This window comes from Achromobacter sp. ES-001 (assembly GCF_019448355.1).
Lineage (GTDB): Bacteria > Pseudomonadota > Gammaproteobacteria > Burkholderiales > Burkholderiaceae_B > Achromobacter > Achromobacter spanius_B.
In genome coordinates this window covers 193,570-211,343 of record NZ_CP079940.1, presented here as the reverse complement: position 1 = coordinate 211,343, position 17,774 = coordinate 193,570, and the positions used below count along the sequence as shown (strand labels likewise).

General features: G+C 65.3%; 13 protein-coding genes. 9 read left to right on the top strand and 4 right to left on the bottom strand.

From position 1 onward, the window contains the following. Positions 1-193: 193 nt before the first annotated feature. The 3 genes from rpoH to fghA form a co-directional block, all read right to left on the bottom strand. Positions 194-1,114 (bottom strand): RNA polymerase sigma factor RpoH, encoded by a 921-nt coding sequence (gene rpoH / locus KYT87_RS01005; RefSeq protein ID WP_370512728.1) that lies wholly within the window; start codon positions 1,112-1,114, stop codon positions 194-196. A 115-nt stretch (positions 1,115-1,229) separates the two neighbouring features. Beyond that, complete coding sequence (locus KYT87_RS01000) at positions 1,230-1,919, bottom strand: hypothetical protein (RefSeq protein ID WP_046805287.1); 690 nt, start codon at positions 1,917-1,919, stop codon at positions 1,230-1,232. Between the two features lie 96 nt (positions 1,920-2,015). Then, on the bottom strand, positions 2,016-2,882 hold the full coding sequence (gene fghA / locus KYT87_RS00995) for an S-formylglutathione hydrolase (RefSeq protein WP_219991541.1): 867 nt from the start codon (positions 2,880-2,882) through the stop codon (positions 2,016-2,018). A 231-nt stretch (positions 2,883-3,113) separates the two neighbouring features. Here fghA and KYT87_RS00990 point away from each other — a divergent pair, with 231 nt between their 5' ends. The 4 genes from KYT87_RS00990 to KYT87_RS00975 all read left to right on the top strand — a co-directional run bounded on the left by KYT87_RS00990 (position 3,114) and on the right by KYT87_RS00975 (position 11,376). After that, the gene (locus KYT87_RS00990) at positions 3,114-3,872 is read left to right on the top strand and encodes a hypothetical protein (RefSeq protein WP_104144712.1); all 759 of its coding nucleotides are present in this window, start codon (positions 3,114-3,116) and stop codon (positions 3,870-3,872) included. A gap of 390 nt (positions 3,873-4,262) precedes the next feature. Then, on the top strand, positions 4,263-9,002 hold the full coding sequence (locus KYT87_RS00985) for a glutamate synthase-related protein (protein ID WP_046805283.1): 4,740 nt from the start codon (positions 4,263-4,265) through the stop codon (positions 9,000-9,002). Positions 9,003-9,010: 8 nt separating this feature from the next. Continuing rightward, complete coding sequence (locus KYT87_RS00980) at positions 9,011-10,477, top strand: glutamate synthase subunit beta (protein ID WP_046805282.1); 1,467 nt, start codon at positions 9,011-9,013, stop codon at positions 10,475-10,477. A 260-nt stretch (positions 10,478-10,737) separates the two neighbouring features. Further along, positions 10,738-11,376 (top strand): OmpW family protein, encoded by a 639-nt coding sequence (locus KYT87_RS00975; protein ID WP_219991540.1) that lies wholly within the window; start codon positions 10,738-10,740, stop codon positions 11,374-11,376. On the opposite strand, the gene KYT87_RS00970 is transcribed toward KYT87_RS00975, so the two are convergent. Next, the gene (locus KYT87_RS00970) at positions 11,373-12,260 is read right to left on the bottom strand and encodes a LysR family transcriptional regulator (RefSeq protein ID WP_219991539.1); all 888 of its coding nucleotides are present in this window, start codon (positions 12,258-12,260) and stop codon (positions 11,373-11,375) included. The two genes, KYT87_RS00975 and KYT87_RS00970, sit on opposite strands and share 4 nt — an antisense overlap. A gap of 64 nt (positions 12,261-12,324) precedes the next feature. Here KYT87_RS00970 and KYT87_RS00965 point away from each other — a divergent pair, with 64 nt between their 5' ends. The 5 genes from KYT87_RS00965 (at position 12,325) to mlaE (ending at position 17,765) form a co-directional block, all read left to right on the top strand. Beyond that, positions 12,325-13,593: a YbfB/YjiJ family MFS transporter gene (locus KYT87_RS00965; RefSeq protein ID WP_219991538.1), complete on the top strand. Its 1,269-nt coding sequence runs from the start codon at positions 12,325-12,327 to the stop codon at positions 13,591-13,593. Positions 13,594-13,617: 24 nt separating this feature from the next. Further along, a complete protein-coding gene (locus KYT87_RS00960) occupies positions 13,618-14,595 on the top strand; it encodes a tripartite tricarboxylate transporter substrate binding protein (RefSeq protein WP_219991537.1) in 978 nt (325 codons plus the stop codon). A gap of 17 nt (positions 14,596-14,612) precedes the next feature. Continuing rightward, entirely contained in the window at positions 14,613-15,674 is a 1,062-nt protein-coding gene (locus KYT87_RS00955; protein WP_219991536.1) for a nitronate monooxygenase family protein, read from the top strand. A 469-nt stretch (positions 15,675-16,143) separates the two neighbouring features. Next, positions 16,144-16,980 carry an ABC transporter ATP-binding protein gene (locus tag KYT87_RS00950; protein WP_104144706.1) on the top strand — a complete coding sequence of 279 codons (837 nt, stop codon included), beginning with the start codon at positions 16,144-16,146 and terminating at the stop codon, positions 16,978-16,980. Further along, a complete protein-coding gene (gene mlaE, locus KYT87_RS00945; protein ID WP_046805275.1) occupies positions 16,977-17,765 on the top strand; it encodes a lipid asymmetry maintenance ABC transporter permease subunit MlaE in 789 nt (262 codons plus the stop codon). Before KYT87_RS00950 ends, mlaE begins: the two co-directional genes overlap by 4 nt. Positions 17,766-17,774 lie beyond the last annotated feature (9 nt).

Below are 17,774 nucleotides of genomic sequence, written 5' to 3'. Positions count from 1 at the left end.
CTACATGAAGTTAGTCGGCGCACTCTTTATTAAGTTTCTGAAGATCCCGAAATTCGCCGGCTAATTTGTATCAAGTTATTTATTAGTCCAGATGCCAGGCGGCATCGTGGCGGCATCGGCGGAAGCATCGGTGCCAGCGCTGCAAAAAGCAAAGGGCCGCGCAAGCGGCCCTTCGTATGCAGCACCCGACGGATCAGGCAGCCAGGTTGCCGCGCATCTTCTTTAGCGCGGCGGCTTCGATCTGGCGAATGCGTTCGGCGGATACGCCGAACTCTTGTGCCAGTTCGTGCAGCGTGGCGCCGCCGTCGTCTTGCAGCCAGCGGGCTTCGACGATGCGGCGCGAGCGGGCGTCCAGCGCCTCAAGTGCGCTGTTCAGCCCGGTGCTTTGCAGTTCGTCGCGCGCCGCGCGTTCCAGCACCCGCGTGGGTTCCTGGCGGCCATCGTCGGACAGGTAGGCGATGGGCGCGTAGCTGTCGTCATCGTCGTCCTGGTTTTCCAGCGACATTTCGCGGCCCGACAGGCGCACTTCCATTTCGCTGACGTCTTCGCGGCGCACGTTCAATTCGCGCGCGATGTGGTCGACCTGGTCGGGGTCCAGCGTCTGGCCATCGGGACGCATGCTGCGCAGGTTGAAGAACAGCTTGCGCTGCGCCTTGGTCGTGGCGACCTTGACCAAGCGCCAGTTGCGGATGATGTATTCGTGGATTTCGGCCTTGATCCAGTGCACGGCAAACGACACCAGCCGCACACCGCGCTCGGGGTCGAAACGCTTAACGGCCTTCATCAGGCCAACGTTGCCTTCCTGGATCAGGTCGGCATGCGGCAAACCGTAGCCCAGGTATTGGCGCGCCACTGACACCACCAGGCGCAGGTGCGACAGAATCAGTTCACGCGCAGCGCCCAGGTCTTCCTGGTCGCGCAGGCGACGGCCCAGCTCGGTTTCACGCTCGGCCGACAAAACCGGCAAGCGGTTGACCGAAGAAATATAAGCGTCGATCGTGCCAAGTGCGCCCGGATTGGCAATGGCCAACGCCAGAGCGTTGCCGGAAGCGGCCAACGAGGTACTGGGTTGTTTCATAGCGGGGGTCTCCGGAAAGCGAAGGGGTAACGACATGGATTCGATGTTAGCACTCTAGTAAAGGGAGTGCTAATTCGACTATTGCGACGCATCAAAGTTTCCATATTCTGATGCGGCCCTGTTTTTCCCAAAGCAGGGCGGCAGGCGGGTGCTACCAGCCCAGGCGTTTCAAGCCCTCGGCGGTGGCCTCGCCGTCCGGGCGGATGAACAAGGCGCCGCGTGGGTCCATGAACACCTGGTACTTCGCGCCGTCGAACAGGGGCATATATGCGCCGCTTCCGAATTGGACATCCACAAACGGGAACCAGTTCGGAAAACTTTTCTTCAGCGACCCTAAATCAGGCGCGGGCCAGTCGTCCAAGGCGTGGACAGAGCGCGTGGCCGAAGCCTCGCGGGCCGCGTCGCTATACCTGCCCGACAAGCGTTCCAGACGATACAGCGGCGGCACGCCTGCCATCAACGCCGGCAGGCGCCAGCGCACGACGCGGGCATCGATCTGCCACTGATCTCCATATAGAACGTACTGCTTGGGGCCCACGCCCGGCGCGTCGGTGGTGACTTGGAACTGCCCCTCGGCCTGCTGCCGGACTTCAACGCGGGCCACGGATTCGTCAGCGGTCAGCCTGAAAAACTGCACCAGCGACAGGGCCAGCAGCCCGGACACACAACCCAGCAGCACCAGCATCAAGCCGAACAGCCGGCGCACCGGCCGGAACTGGAAGATCTTGCGGCCGCGCTCGTCGCGGGGTCCGCCCCGCCCAAGCAGCATGACAAGGCCGGGCAGCAGGACGACGACGGCGCCTAGCAAAATCCAGACAAAAGGGGCGAGGCCGTTGATCAAATGACGAGTTCCTATGGGACGCCGAGGGTTTCAGCCCGACGCGCCCAGGACGCCACGAGCGCGCCGCGGCAGGCATTTCAGTATAAAAGCGTGGCTTTATGCCGCCAGTTTTCCAAGGCGTTCGACGTGAAACCGGATGTGATCCTCGATGAACGTCGAGATGAAGTAATAGCCGTGGTCGTAGCCCGGTTGGCGACGCAGCGTCAGGGGCTGGTCGGCCGCTGCGCAGGCGGCTTCGAATACCTCGGGATACAACTGGTCGGCCAGGAATTGGTCGGATTCCCCTTGATCGATCAGGATGCCGGCGGGAAAGGGCTGCTTCAAGCCGCGCATCAGGACCGATGCATCGTAGGCGGCCCAATCCGTTTCGTTGCCGCCCAGGTAGGCCCCGAATGCCTTCTTGCCCCAGGGGCAAAGGCTGGGCGCCGCAATCGGCGCAAACGCCGACACCGAGCGGAACTTGCCCGGGTTGCGCAGCGCCAGCACGAGCGCGCCATGGCCGCCCATGGAGTGGCCGAAGATGCCGGTGCGCGACGCGTCGCCAGGCAGGGTGTCGCCGGTGACGATGGCGTGCAGCTCGTCAGTCACGTAGCTGTACATGCGATAGTGGTCGCGCCAGGCGGGCGTTACCGCGTCGACATAGAAACCGGCGCCCGTGCCCAGGTCCCAGCTTTCTTCTTCGCCGGGCACGTTGGCGCCGCGCGGGCTGGTGTCGGGCGCGACCAGCATGACGCCAAGCTCGGCCGCCAGCCGCTGCGCGCCCGCCTTGATCATGAACGTTTCTTCCGTGCAGGTCAGGCCCGCCAGATAGATCAGCACCGGCACGGGGCCGGCATCGGCTTGCGGCGGAACGAAGACCGAAAAGCGCATCGGCAGGCCGATCTGCGTGGACTCATGGCGGTAGTACCGCTGCGTACCGCCAAAACAGCGATGCTGGGAAATGAGCTCCAGGGCCACGGGCATGGACGTTCTCCGGTCGGGGGGATGAAAAATTCGTCGACGGGTTAGGGTATATCCACGGTACGACGTTCCGTCGCCGAATGTTAACCTGCTGTGCATACAGGCCGGACGACAAAAAAACCCGAATCCGTGCCCATATTGTGATCACGGGACTTGACCAGCGCCCACCGTGGCACTATTTATATACCGTGAGCGAAGACAACCCGTTCTTCCAGATACGCAAGCCCTGACACTATGGCCCGTCTGCCCCGTCTGTACGCCCCTGGGCTGCCCCAACTGGTGCAGGCCAATTTCATTTCGCCGTTGGCGGCGCCGTCTCAACCCGCCCCCGCCGATATCCTGAACCAACTGGCCACCTGGCTGGGCGAATCTGCTCAACGCCATCGGGTATCGGTCCACGGCTGGTTGCTGGCCAATGACCGCATCCTGCTGCTGGCCACCCCTGCTGACGAAGAAGGGCTGCCCCGCTTGATGCAGACGCTGGGCCGCAACCTGGCGGCGCGCCTGCGTGGCGGCCGGGTCTTCGCGGGGCGCTACCGGTCCGCGCTGCTTGAACCGGGCGCGTGGGTGCTGCCGGCGCTGGTCTGGCTGGAAACGTATCCCGTGCGCAGCGGGGCATCGCAAGATCCGGATTCCTGGCCCTGGTCGTCCGCGTCCAGCCATACGGGCAACACCAATGCCGCGCCGGCGCAGTGGCAATCGGATCACGCCGACTACTGGGCTTGCGGCAACACGCCGTTCGACCGCCAGGCCAATTACCGCAAACGCTTGCAAGACGGCCTGTCGCGCGAAGAATCGCAGCGCATCGACCAGGCCGTCTCCGGCCAGTGGGCATTGGGCGGCCCCAGCTTCATCGCCAGCCTGGCGCATACCGCCAGCCGGCGAGTGGCCCCGGGCCAGCGCGGTCGGCCGCGCAAGAAACCCGCGACAACGACGGAGTCGGATACGCCGCCCCCGCCCCCGCCGCCCGGTACTGGGCAAAGTTCTTCCTGATAAACGAACCCGCCGCAATCGGCGGGTTTTTCTTTGGGTGTCAGTTGCGCCCGGGCTTGCCCTTTGTGCATTTTTTGCGACACGCGCGCCCGCGTTTTCCACGTGGTTTCGTGCCGCGACTGTCCCGCTTCCCGTCTACTATTAAATGGGGACGTAAGGCGGAATTTTGCCCAGTTCCGGTGCACGCGCCAAACGCTTCCTCTACACCCGCCCCTGGCCAGCCAATAACGGCGCGGATGTTGCTGTGTCCCCGTATTTGTGCCCTATGATGGAGCATCGATATAAATGGGGTCGCACCCCGTATGTTTCTGTTGCACCCTACTCTTGCCGGGGGTATTGTCCGACTCCTGCACTGCAACATTACGACGCAGGCCCACTGCGGAGCGCGCCATGCCCCAAATTACCCCCAACGAATCCTGTTCCACGCCCAAGGCCACCCCGATCGATGCTTCGCGCATTGGTTTTCCGGCTGCCCAGGGCCTGTACCACCCCAAGAACGAGCATGACGCCTGTGGCGTCGGATTCGTTGCGCACATCAAAGGCAAGAAAAGCCACGCGATCATCCAGCAAGGTCTGAAGATCCTTGAAAACCTGGACCACCGCGGCGCTGTCGGCGCCGACAAGCTGATGGGCGACGGCGCGGGCATTCTGATCCAGATTCCCGACACGCTCTATCGCGACGAACTGAGCCAGCAAGGCATCATCCTGCCGCCCCCGGGCGAATACGGCGTGGCCATGGTGTTCCTGCCCAAGGAAACCGCCTCGCGCCTGGCTTGCGAACAAGAGCTTGAACGCTCGGTGCGCGCTGAAGGCCAAGTCGTGCTGGGCTGGCGCAATGTGCCGGTGGATGTCGACATGCCCATGTCGCCCACGGTGCGCGACTGCGAGCCGGTCATCCGCCAACTGTTCATCGGCCGTGGCGCCGACGTGATGGTGCCCGACGCGCTGGAACGCAAGCTGTACGTGATCCGCAAGACGGCCAGCCACGCCATCCAGAACATGCATCTGGCCCACGGCAAGGAATACTTCGTGCCGTCCGCGTCGGTGCGCACCGTGGTCTACAAGGGCCTGCTGCTGGCCGACCAGGTGGGCCGTTATTACCGCGACCTGGCCGACACCCGCACGGTATCCGCCCTGGCGCTGGTGCACCAGCGCTTCTCGACCAACACGTTCCCCGCCTGGCCGCTGGCCCACCCGTACCGCATGATTGCGCACAACGGCGAAATCAACACGGTCAAGGGCAACTTCAACTGGCTGCGCGCCCGCGAAGGCATGATGCAGTCGGCCGTGCTGGGCGACGACCTGAAAAAGCTGTACCCCATCGTCTATGAAGGCCAGTCGGACACCGCCACGTTCGACAACTGCCTGGAACTGCTGGTCAACTCCGGCTATTCCCTGGCGCACGCCATGATGATGATGATCCCGGAAGCCTGGGAACAGCACACGCAGATGGACGAGTCCCGTCGCGCGTTCTACGAATACCACGCCGCCATGATGGAGCCGTGGGACGGCCCCGCCGCCGTTGCGTTCACCGACGGCCGCCAGATCGGCGCCACGCTGGACCGCAATGGTCTGCGCCCCGCCCGCTACCTGGTCACCGATGACGACATGGTCATCCTGGCGTCCGAAGCCGGCACGCTGTCGATCCCCGAGAACCGCATCGTCAAGAAGTGGCGCCTGCAACCGGGCAAGATGTTCCTGATCGACCTGGAACAAGGCCGCATCATCGACGACGCCGAGATCAAGCTGCAACTGGCCAACAGCCGCCCGTACCGCCAATGGATCGAGCGCCTGCAGATCAAGCTGGAATCGCTGCCGGCCCCGCGCCAGGCCGCTGTCGCCACGCAGTCGCCGGTGTCGTTGCTGGATCGCCAGCAGGCATTCGGCTGGACCCAGGAAGACTACAAGTTCATCCTGGAACCCATGGCGTCCACCGGTGAGGAAGTCATCGGCTCGATGGGCAACGACGCCCCGCTGGCCGTGCTGTCCGACCGCGCCAAGCCGTTCTACAACTATTTCCGCCAGTTGTTCGCGCAGGTCACGAACCCGCCCATCGACCCCATCCGCGAACAGCTGGTGATGTCGCTGGTGTCGTTCATCGGTCCCAAGCCCAACCTGCTGGACATCAACAACGTCAACCCGCCGCTGCGCCTGGAAGTGTCCCAGCCGGTGCTGGACTTTGCCGCCATGGCGCAAATCCGCGACATCGAGCAGGTCACGGGCAAGAAATTCCGCAGCTTCGAACTGGACATCACGTACCCCGCCGCCTGGGGCCCCGAGGGCATTGAAGCCCGCGTGGCCGCACTGTGCGCGCGCGCCGTCGATGCCGTGCAAAGCGGCTACAACATCCTGATCGTGTCGGACCGCCTGGTCGACAGCGAACGCGTGGCCATCCCCGCGCTGCTGGCAACGTCGGCCGTGCACCAGCACCTGATCCGTGCCGGCCTGCGTACCAACACCGGCCTGGTCGTGGAAACCGGTTCCGCGCGTGAAGTGCACCACTTCGCGCTGCTGGGCGGCTACGGCGCCGAAGCCATTCACCCCTACCTGGCGCTGGAATCGCTGGGCAAGATGAATGACCCCGAAAAGGCCGTGAAGAACTTCATCAAGGCAATCGGCAAGGGCTTGAACAAGGTCATGTCCAAGATGGGCATCTCGACCTACATGTCCTACACCGGCGCGCAGATCTTCGAAGCCGTGGGCCTGCAAAGCAACCTGGTGAACAAGTACTTCACCGGCACCTCGTCCAACATCGAAGGCATCGGCATCTTCCAGGTGGCCGAAGAAGCGCTGCGCCAGCACCGCGCGGCGTTCAGCACCGACCCGGTGCTGGCCAACGACCTGGAAGCCGGCGGCGAATACGCCTACCGCGTGCGCGGCGAAGAGCACATGTGGACGCCGGATTCCATCGCCAAGTTGCAGCACGCCTCGCGCGCCAACAACTACCGCACCTACAAGGAATACGCGCAGATCATCAACGACCAAAGCCGTCGCCACATGACCCTGCGCGGTCTGTTCGAATTCCGCTTCGACCCGTCGCGCGCCATCCCGCTGGATGACGTCGAACCCGCCAAGGACATCGTCAAGCGCTTTGCCACGGGCGCCATGTCGCTGGGCTCGATCTCGACCGAGGCGCACTCGGTGCTGGCCGTGGCCATGAACCGTATTGGCGGCAAGTCCAACACCGGCGAAGGCGGCGAAGACGAACTGCGTTACCGCGCCGAAATGCGCGAAGGCAAGAGCACCATCAAGGACGGCGACACGCTGGCCTCGCTGCTGGGCTCGGACCGCATCGAAGCCGACGTCGTCTTGAAGAAGGGCGATTCGCTGCGTTCGAAGATCAAGCAGGTGGCCTCGGGCCGTTTTGGCGTGACCGCCGAATACCTGTCGTCCGCCGACCAGATCCAGATCAAGATGGCGCAGGGCGCCAAGCCCGGCGAAGGCGGCCAGCTGCCCGGCCACAAGGTGTCGGAATACATCGCCAAGCTTCGCTATTCCGTGCCGGGCGTGGGCCTGATTTCGCCCCCGCCGCACCACGACATCTATTCCATTGAAGACCTGGCTCAGCTGATCCACGACCTGAAGAACGTCAATTCCAAGGCCTCGGTGTCGGTCAAGCTGGTGTCCGAAGTGGGCGTGGGCACGGTGGCCGCGGGCGTCGCCAAGGCCAAGGCCGATCACGTTGTGATCGCCGGCCACGACGGCGGCACGGGCGCGTCCCCGGTGTCGTCCATCAAGCACGTGGGCACGCCCTGGGAACTGGGCCTGGCCGAAACGCAGCAAACGCTGGTGCTGAACCGCCTGCGCAGCCGCATCCGCGTGCAGGCCGACGGCCAGATGAAGACCGGCCGCGACGTCGTCATCGGCGCGCTGCTGGGCGCTGACGAATTCGGTTTCGCCACGGCGCCGCTGGTTGTCGAAGGCTGCATCATGATGCGCAAGTGCCACCTGAACACCTGCCCGGTGGGCGTGGCCACGCAAGACCCGGTCCTGCGCAAGAAATTCCAGGGCAAGCCGGAACACGTCGTCAACTTCTTCTTCTTCATCGCCGAAGAAGTGCGCGAAATCATGGCGCAGCTGGGCATCCGCAAGTTCGACGACCTGATCGGCCGCGCCGATCTGCTGGACATGCGATCGGGCGTTGAGCACTGGAAGGCGCAAGGGCTGGACTTCGCCCGCGTGTTCCATCAAACGCAATCGGACGCCGACGTGCGCCAGACCGAAGAGCAGGACCACGGCCTGGCCGGCGCGCTGGATCACCAGTTGATCGACCGCAGCCGCCCCGCGCTGGAACGTGGCGAAAAGGTGTCGTTCATCGTGCCGGTGCGCAACCGCAACCGCACGATCGGCGCCATGCTGTCGGGCGCCGTGGCCTCGCGCTACGGCCACGACGGCCTGCCGGACGACACCATCCACATCCAGTGCAACGGCACCGCCGGCCAAAGCTTCGGCGCGTTCCTGGCGCACGGCATCACGATGGACCTGGTGGGCGAAGGCAACGACTACGTCGGCAAGGGCTTGTCGGGCGGCCGCATCATCGTGCGCTCGCCCAACGACTTCCGCGGCTTCGGCCCCGACCACATCATCGCTGGCAACACCGTGCTGTACGGCGCGTTGGCGGGCGAGGCGTTCTTTAACGGCGTGGCCGGCGAACGTTTCGCGGTGCGTAACTCGGGCGCGGCGACGGTTGTCGAAGGCACGGGCGACCACGGCTGCGAATACATGACGGGCGGCACGGTCGTGGTGCTGGGCGCCACGGGCCGTAACTTCGCGGCCGGCATGTCGGGCGGCGTGGCGTATGTGTGGGACCCCGAGCGCACGCTCAAGCATCGCGTCAACCTGTCGATGGTCGAACTGGAAGGCGTGGCGCCGCATGCGGAACAGCAAGCGCTGAACAACATCGACATCTGGCACAGCGCGCAGCGCGGTGGCGAACGCGAGACGGATGAAACCATCCTGCGCCGCCTGGTGGAAGACCACTTCCGCTACACCGGCAGCTACCGCGCCCGCGAGATCCTGGGCGACTGGGAAGCCTCGCGCGGCAAATTCGTAAAGGTCATGCCGACGGACTACCGTCGCGCATTGGGTGAAATGTGGCGTGCAGCCAACCAGCAACAACTGGCTGCGTGAGGGATACCATGGGAAAGATTACTGGCTTTATGGAATTTCAGCGCTTGCAGGAGGCCGCCGAGGCCCCGCAGAAGCGGCTGAAGAACTGGCGCGAATTCGTGCTGCACCTGACCGACGACCAAGCCAAGCAGCAAGCGGCGCGCTGCATGGATTGCGGCATCCCGTTCTGCAACAACGGCTGCCCGGTCAACAACATCATCCCCGACTGGAATGACCTGGTGTACAAGCAGGACTGGCGCCGCGCGCTGGACGTCCTGCACTCCACCAACAACTTCCCCGAGTTCACCGGCCGCATCTGCCCGGCCCCGTGTGAAGCCGCCTGTACCTTGAACATCAACAGCGACGCCGTGGGCATCAAGTCCATCGAGCACGCCATCATCGACAAGGGTTGGTCCGAGGGCTGGGTTGCACCGCTGGTGCCGGCACGCAAGACCGGCAAGAAGGTTGCCGTGGTGGGCTCCGGCCCTGCCGGCATGGCCTGCGCGCAGCAGTTGGCGCGCGCCGGCCACTCGGTGACGCTGTTCGAAAAGAGCGACCGCATCGGCGGGCTGCTGCGTTACGGCATCCCCGACTTCAAGCTGGAAAAGCATCAGATCGATCGCCGCATTTCGCAGATGGAAGCGGAGGGCGTGGAGTTCGCGCCGTCCACCTACATCGGCAATCCGAAAGACCCCGTGGCCGATGGCCTGACGGTGCGCACGCCGGAATCGCTGAAGGCGGAGTTCGACGCCATCGTCATGACGGGCGGTTCGGAAACGCCGCGCGATCTGCCGGTTCCCGGCCGCGAGCTGTCGGGTGTGTATTTCGCCATGGACTTCCTGCGCCAGCAGAACAAGGCCGTGGCGGGTGACCGCCTGACGAACCAGACGCTGGCCAAGGGCAAGCACGTGGTGGTGATTGGCGGCGGCGATACGGGTTCGGATTGCGTGGGCACCAGCAACCGCCATGGCGCGGCCTCGGTCACGCAATTTGAATTGATGCCGCAACCGCCCGAGTCCGAGAACAAGACGATGACCTGGCCGTACTGGCCGCTGAAGATGCGCACGTCGTCCTCGCACGAAGAAGGCTGCGAGCGCGATTGGTCCGTGACCACCAAGCTGCTCAAGGGCAGCAACGGCAAGGTCGAAAAGCTGGTCGGCGCGCGCGTCGAGTGGTTCAAGGACGAAGCCACCGGCCAGATGAAGATGCGCGAAGTCGAAGGATCGGAATTCGAGATCAAGGCTGACCTGGTGCTGCTGGCCATGGGCTTCGTATCACCGGTGCAGACCGTGCTGGATGCGTTCGGCGTGGATCGCGATGCGCGCGGCAACGTGCGTGCCAACACCGACGACTACCGCACCAACGTCGAAAAGGTTTTTGCCGCGGGCGACATGCGCCGAGGCCAATCGCTGGTGGTCTGGGCCATCCGCGAAGGCCGCCAGTGCGCGCGCTCGGTTGACGAATTCCTGATGGGCAGCACCGAACTGCCGCGCTGATCTTCCGGCAACGCAACACCCACGCAACACCTACGCAAGATCCCCTTCGCCGCCTTCGCGCCCCAGCGCCAAGGCGGCGAATGTCATTGAAGGCGGGGAATGTCATTGAAGGCGGCGAACGAGACCGCATTAGCCCCCCGCTGTTGCCGCGCCACCACGTCGCATTCCGCATCTTTTAACGGTTTGACACACATCAATCTGGCCTTGCGCCGGGTCTGAGAACCTGTGGCCTCACCTTACGGAAAGATCGGAGAAGAAAAATGTTTTCGCTGAACGGGCGTATCCGCGCCACCGCCATTGCCGCACTGATCGCCGCCGGCTCACTGGCTGCCCCGGCGCATGCGCATGAAGCGGGCGACGTGCTGTTCCGAGTGGGCGTGACGCAGGTGCGCCCCGCTTCCAACAACGGCACGGTGCTGGACGGCAGCGTCAAGCTGGACGCGAACAACAACGTACGCCCGAGCTTCACGCTGGGCTACATGGTGACGCGCAACATCGGCATCGAACTGCTGGGCGCATGGCCGTTCCAGCATGACGTCAGCGGCAGCGGTTTGGGCAAGATCGGGTCCAGCAAGCAACTGCCTCCGACCCTGAGCCTGCAATGGCACATCCTGCCCGACAGCATGATCCAGCCGTACATCGGCGTGGGCCTCAACTACACGCACTTCTTCGACACCCAGGCCGAAGGCGCGCTGAAGGGTTCCGACCTGAAGATGGGCGATTCGTGGGGCGTGGCCGCGCAACTGGGCGCGGACTTCAAGATCAACGAACGCTGGTTCATGAACGCCGACATCCGCTACATCGATATCAAGTCGAAGGTGAAGCTGGACGGCCAGCACATCGGCACCGCGCGCATCGACCCGTGGGTGGCGACGCTGGGCGTGGGCTACCGCTTCTAAGCAGCGGCTGTTTGGCGGCCCGGCGTCTGCAATTGCAGGCGCAAGGCCTGCAACGCGGGCGTATCGTCGTCCGCGCGCCAGACCAACTGCGTCAGGGCGGTAGCGGATGGGCCGGTCAGTGCGCCGACATGGACGGAATGCTCGGCCCCCAGCACTGCCAACACCGAGCGCGGCACGATGGCCACACCCGAGCCCGCCGCCACACACGCCACGATGGCGTGATACGACGCAAACTCCATCACCCTGCCCGGCGCCACGCCTTCGTGGTTCAGCCACGATTCCAGGATGCGGCGGTACGAACACCCCGCCGCGAAGGCGATCACCGTGCGGTCGCCAAGATCGCGCGGGCTGCTGATCGGCCCCCATGCCAGGGGCGAGATCAAGGCCAGGCTTTCCTGAAAAGCGTCCATGGCGGCCAGACCCTCTGCCGGAAACGGCTGGGCAACAAACGCCGCTTCGATTTCGTAATTGCGCACCTGCGCGGCCAATGCGCCCGACGTGCCGGTGACCAGTTCAATGCCCACTTGCGGCCATGCCGCGTGATAGGCCGCCAGGATCGGCGGCAGGCGCGCGGCCGCCGTGCTTTCCATGGTGCCGATGCGCAGCACGCCCTGCGGCGCGCCGTCGCGCACTGCCGCCTGCGCCTCGTCGGACAAACGCAGCAGCCGGTCGGCGTAGGACAGCAGCACGCGGCCCTGGTCCGACAGCACCAGCCGGCGGTTCTGGCGGCGAAACAGCGGAGCGTTCAATGACGCCTCCAGCTGCTTCAGGCGCGTGGACACATTGGACTGCACCCGGTTCAGGTGCTGGGCCGCGCGCGCGACGCCGCCCTGGTCGGCCACGGCTTTAAAAATCTGCAACGCATCGAGATCCAAGTTTCTCATTTCAAGAACCTATGTTCTTAATAATTCACTATTAAAGATATAAGTACAGCCGTAGAGTAGGCCCATGTCAACGCCTGCTTACCCTTCCGTTTCCGATTCCGCTGCCGATGCCGATGCCGATGCCGCTGCCGACACGCGCAGCGCGGCCACTCTGGCGTGGCCGGCCGCCCTGGCCCTGGCTGCCGCCATGGGCATCGGCCGCTTTGCCTTCACCCCCGTCTGGCCGCTGATGGCCGAGGAAGGCGGCTTGTCGCTGGCGCAGGGCAGCTGGATCGCCTCGGCCAACTACGCCGGCTACCTGCTGGGCGCGCTGGCCGCCGTGGTCTGGCCCATGCGTCACGCAGGCCACGCACGCGTACAGCTTGCCATCAGCCTGCTGGCCGTGGCGCTGTTGACACTGGCCATGCCGTTGACGCATGACGTCATGGTCTGGTGTGCGCTGCGCCTGGCCGCCGGCTATGCCAGCGCCAGCGCGTTCATCTGCGTCGCGGCGGGCCGGACGGTGGCGCCGGGCGATCCGCGGGAGCCCGCCGCGTCGGCGCTGACGTATGCGGGCGTGGGCGCCGGTATCGCGCTGACCGGCTTGGCGTGCCTGGCGCTGATGGCCTGGGGCGTGCGGGCGGACGGCACCTGGCTGGCGCTGGGCGGGTTGACGCTGGCCTTGTCCGCCATCGCCTGGCCCGGTTTGAAGCGGCCATCGCATGTGCCGTCGTCGACGGCGCACGCCGGCCCACCGGCGCGTGTGCCCCGCGTCACCGCCCGGCTGGCATTGCATTACGGCGTTTTTGGCATCGGCTACATCATTCCCGCCACCTTTCTACCCGCCATGGCCAAGCAGGTCATCGCCAACCCCGCCGTGTTCGGTTGGGCATGGCCGCTGTTCGGCCTGGCCGCTGCCGTGTCATGCCTGCTGGTGCCGCGGCTGGCACGGGCCCGCGACGAAAAGCGCGTCTGGCAGGTTGCGCAGGCGCTGATGGCGGCCGGCATGCTGGCCGCCGCGCTGTGGCACCACATCGCCGCCGTGATCGTGGCGGCGCTGCTGGTGGGCGGCACGTTCATGGTGATTACGCAGGCGGGCATGCTGACGGCCCGGCGCATGGCCGGCGCCGCCGCCCCGCGCGCCGCCGCCATCATGACCGCCGCTTTCGCCGCCGGGCAGATCCTGGGGCCGCTGTTGGCATCGTGGGCCGGCCACTGGGGCGCCGGCCTGCCGCAGGTGCTGGGCGGCGGAGCCGCGCTGCTGGCCGTGTCCGCGTGGCGCTTGGGAAAAATCACGACAGAAGACAAAGGCGCTGGGCATAATGCGATCGGCCCGCAGGGCTGTACACATTAGAGACAAGAAAGAGGAGTCACCAGCATGAAATCACTGCGCCCCCTGATCGCCGCCCTGGCGGCCGTTGCCGCCTTCAGCGGCGCCGCGCAAGCTCAGACCGCCGACTGGCCCGCCAAGCCCATCACCATGATCGTGCCTTACGCGCCGGGCGGCTTTGCCGATACCCGCGTGCGCCTGCTGGCGCGCAAGCTGGGCGAATCGCTGGGCCAACCCATCGTGGTGGAAAACAAGGCGGGCGCGGGCGGCGTGGTCGGCACCAACCTGATTGCGAAGGCTGCCCCCGACGGCTACACCATCGGCACGGGCAACCTGGCCCCGATGGCGGTGAACCCGTCGCTGATGAAGGAAATGCCCTACAACCCGCAGAAGGATCTGGCCCCGATCGTGCTGATCGAGAACAGCCCGCTGGTGTTGAGCGTGAATAACGAATTGCCGGTCAAGACGCTGGCGGACCTTATCGCGCTGGCCAAGAAGCAGCCGGGCAAGCTGTCGTTTGGCTCGTCGGGCGTGGGCGGGGCGCACCACCTGTCCGGTGAAATGTTCCGCGAACAGGCCAAGATCGACATCGTGCACGTGCCGTACAAGGGCGGCAGCCTGGCCGCCACCGATTTGATGGGCGGCCACATTTCGATGATGTTTGAAATGGGCTATTCCGCGTTGCCGGCCATCCAGGGCGCCAAGATCCACCCCATCGCCGTCACGTCCGCCAAGCGCCTGGCCGTGCTGCCCGACGTGCCGACGATGGCCCAGTCCGGCCTCACCGGCTTCGAGTCCTACAACTGGCAGGGCATCGTGGCCCCGGCCGGCACGCCGGCGCCGATCATTGCCAAGCTGAACGCCGAGTTCAACCGCATCCTGAAAGAACCGGATGTGCAAAAGGCCATTGCCGACACCGGCAGCCAGGCCGGCGGCGGCACGCCCGAGGAATTCGCGGCTTTCATCAAGAGCGAAACCGACAAGTGGGCCCACGTCATCAAGGCTGGAAACATCCAGCTTCAATAACCTGAAGGAGTCACTCCATGGCCGCCCGATTGCTAGACTTGCTGAAGCTGGACCACCCCGTCATCCAGGCGCCCATGGCGGGCGGGGCGACGACGGTGGAACTGGTGTCCGAAGCGTCCAAGGCGGGCGTTCTGGGTTCGCTTGGGGCGGCCTACATGACGCCCGCGCAGATCGAGACCGCCGTGCAGGGCATTCGCGCCCGCACGGACCGCGCGTTCGCCATCAACCTGTTCGCCAGCGTGCCGGCGCAGCCCATGCAGGGTGACGCCGACCGCATGCTGGCGTTGATGGCCCGTTACCACGCCAAGCTGGGCCTGCCGGCCCCGGCCGCGCCGGGCGCCCAGGCGGACCCGCTGCCCGAGCAGATCGACGCCATCCTGCGGCTGCGCCCGGCCGTGTTCAGCTTCACATTCGGCCGCATCGCTGGCGATGTCCTGGCGCGTTGCCGCGAGCTGGGCATCCTGACGGTCGGTACGGCGACCACGGTGCGTGAAGCGGTGGCGCTGGAGCAGGACGGCGTGGACGCGGTGGTGGCCCAGGGGGCCGAGGCAGGCGGCCATCGCGGCACGTTCCTGGACGATTTCGAGCAGTCGCTGATTGGCACGATGGCGCTGGTGCCGCAGATTGCGGATGCGGTATCCATCCCGGTGATTGCTTCCGGCGGCATCATGGACGGGCGTGGCATCGCGGCCGCGCTGGCCCTGGGCGCCGACGCGGCACAAATGGGGACGGCCTTCCTGACGACAGACGAATCGGGCATCAGCGAAGCCTACAAGGCCGTTCTGCCCGGATCGCGTTCGGAGCAATCGCGGGTGACGCGGGCGTTTTCCGGCCGCCCGGCTCGCGGCATTGCCAACGCGTTCATGCGGGACGCCGACGCCATTGCCGCCGACATCCTGCCGTACCCCCTGCAAAACGCCTTGACGCGCCCTATGCGCACCGAAGGCGGCAAGGCCGGCAATACGGAAGTGTTGTCGCTGTGGGCGGGTCAGGCCGCGCCGCTGGCCCGGCGCGAAAGCACGGCCGATCTGGTGGGCCGGCTAGCGCGCGAACTGGCTGCCGTCCGAGATCGCGACTGATGCGACCCTGAAGCGGCTGGGGCAGCTGGGGCAGCTGGGGCAGCTTGGGGCAGCTTGGGGCAGCTGGGGCAGCTTGGGGCGGCATGGGGCGGCTTTGGGCGGCTGAAGCGGTTGGGACGGCCGGGGCTCGGCGCCTGGGACGCCTGCGGCGCCCGACCGCCCGGGCCGACTTATGCGCAGGGTGCGGGCCGGCCCAGCCCAAAAGCGCCGCCCGCTCGCCTCAAACACGACCGAATTGTCCCTGCCACCGAAAACACTGTTCCACGGGCGGGCCCTTGCGTTGTCATTGCAAAGCGTCGAGCTACAATGGCGCCTCGCCGCTGGGGCCCATCGCCTGTTTTGCCCCGGCACCTGAGTAACCGGGCGCTTCCTGCCGCAGCCTGTCTTGCCCGCGCAGCCCGGCTATCCGCCCCGCGCGCCGACAAGCCAGCAGGGCTAGCTCCGCCACCGAAACACTCTTTCGTTGCCCATGCCCGCTCAATCAAGCAGCACCCCGGAATTCGCCCTGCGCCTGGACGGTGTAGCGCTTGGCTACGGTGATTTCACCGTCCTGCGCGATATCTCCATGGAAGTGCGCGCAGGCGAAGTGGTCGCCATCATGGGCGGCTCGGGCTCGGGCAAGACCACGCTATTGCGCGCGGCCACCGGCCAGTTGATGGCCCAGCAAGGGCAGGTCGAGGCGTTTGGCCAGGATCTGGGCCAGGTCACCCCGGCGCAGTTGCAGTCCCTGCGCAAGCGCATGGGCGTGCTGTTCCAGCAAGGCGCGTTGTTCACCGATTTGAACGTGTTCGAAAACGTGGCGTTTCCGCTGCGCGAACACACCCGGCTGTCCGAAGCCGAAGTCACCGACCGGGTGCTGGACAAGCTGGACGCCGTGGGCTTGCGGGCCGCCGCGCATCTGAAGGTAGCTGAAATTTCCGGCGGCATGGCCCGCCGTGTGGCGTTGGCCCGTGCCGTCGTGCTGGAACCCGAACTGATTCTGTACGACGAGCCCTTCGCGGGCCTGGACCCGATCTCGCTGGGCATCACCGCCCGCCTGATCCGCCATCTGGCCGACCGGCTCGGCTGCGCCTCGGTGCTGATCACGCACGACGTCCAGGAATCCTTTTCCATCGCCGACCAGGTGTATCTGGTGGGCCAGGGCAAGCTGGCCGCTGCCGGCACGCCGGAATCGTTGTCGGCGTCGCAAGACCCTTACGTGCAGCAATTCCTGAAAGGCGAACCCGACGGCCCGGTCGCGTTCCAGTATCCCGACACGCCGGCTTTTCAGAAGTGGCTGTCCGCACAGAAAGGGCGCAAAGCATGAGCGGTTCCAACAACATGGTTGGCGCGCTGGGGGGCTGGGTGCGCAAACAGATTTCCGGCATCGGCTTTTTCACCCGCTTTTTCGGCGGCATGCTGGCGCGCAGCGGCATTGTGTTTTCGCGGCCGCGCCTGGTGTCCCAGCAAGTGCACTTCATCGGCAACTATTCGCTGCTGATCATCGCCGTATCCGGCATGTTCGTGGGCTTTGTGCTGGGCCTGCAAGGCTATTACACGCTAAACCGCTACGGCTCGGAAGAGGCCCTTGGCCTGCTGGTGGCGCTATCGCTGGTGCGCGAATTGGGCCCGGTCGTCACCGCGCTGCTGTTCGCGGGCCGGGCGGGCACATCGCTGACGGCCGAGATCGGCTTGATGAAAGCCGGCGAACAGCTGTCGGCCATGGAAGTCATGGCCGTGGACCCCATTCGCCGCGTGCTGGTGCCACGCCTGTGGGGCGGCATCATCGCCATGCCCATCCTGGCCGCCGTGTTCTCCATGGTGGGCATCCTGGGCGGCTGGGTCGTCGGCGTCGTAATGATCGGCGTGGACGCGGGCGCCTTCTGGTCGCAGATGCAAAACGGTGTCGACGTCTGGAACGACGTGGCCAACGGTGTCGTCAAGAGCGTGGTGTTCGGCATCACGGTCACGCTGGTCGCGCTTTACGAAGGCTGGCAGGCCAAGCCCACGCCGGAAGGCGTGGCGCGGGCCACCACGCGCACGGTGGTCGTGGGTTCCCTGGCGGTACTTGGGCTGGACTTCCTGCTCACCGCCTTGATGTTTGGAAATTGAAACGGATTG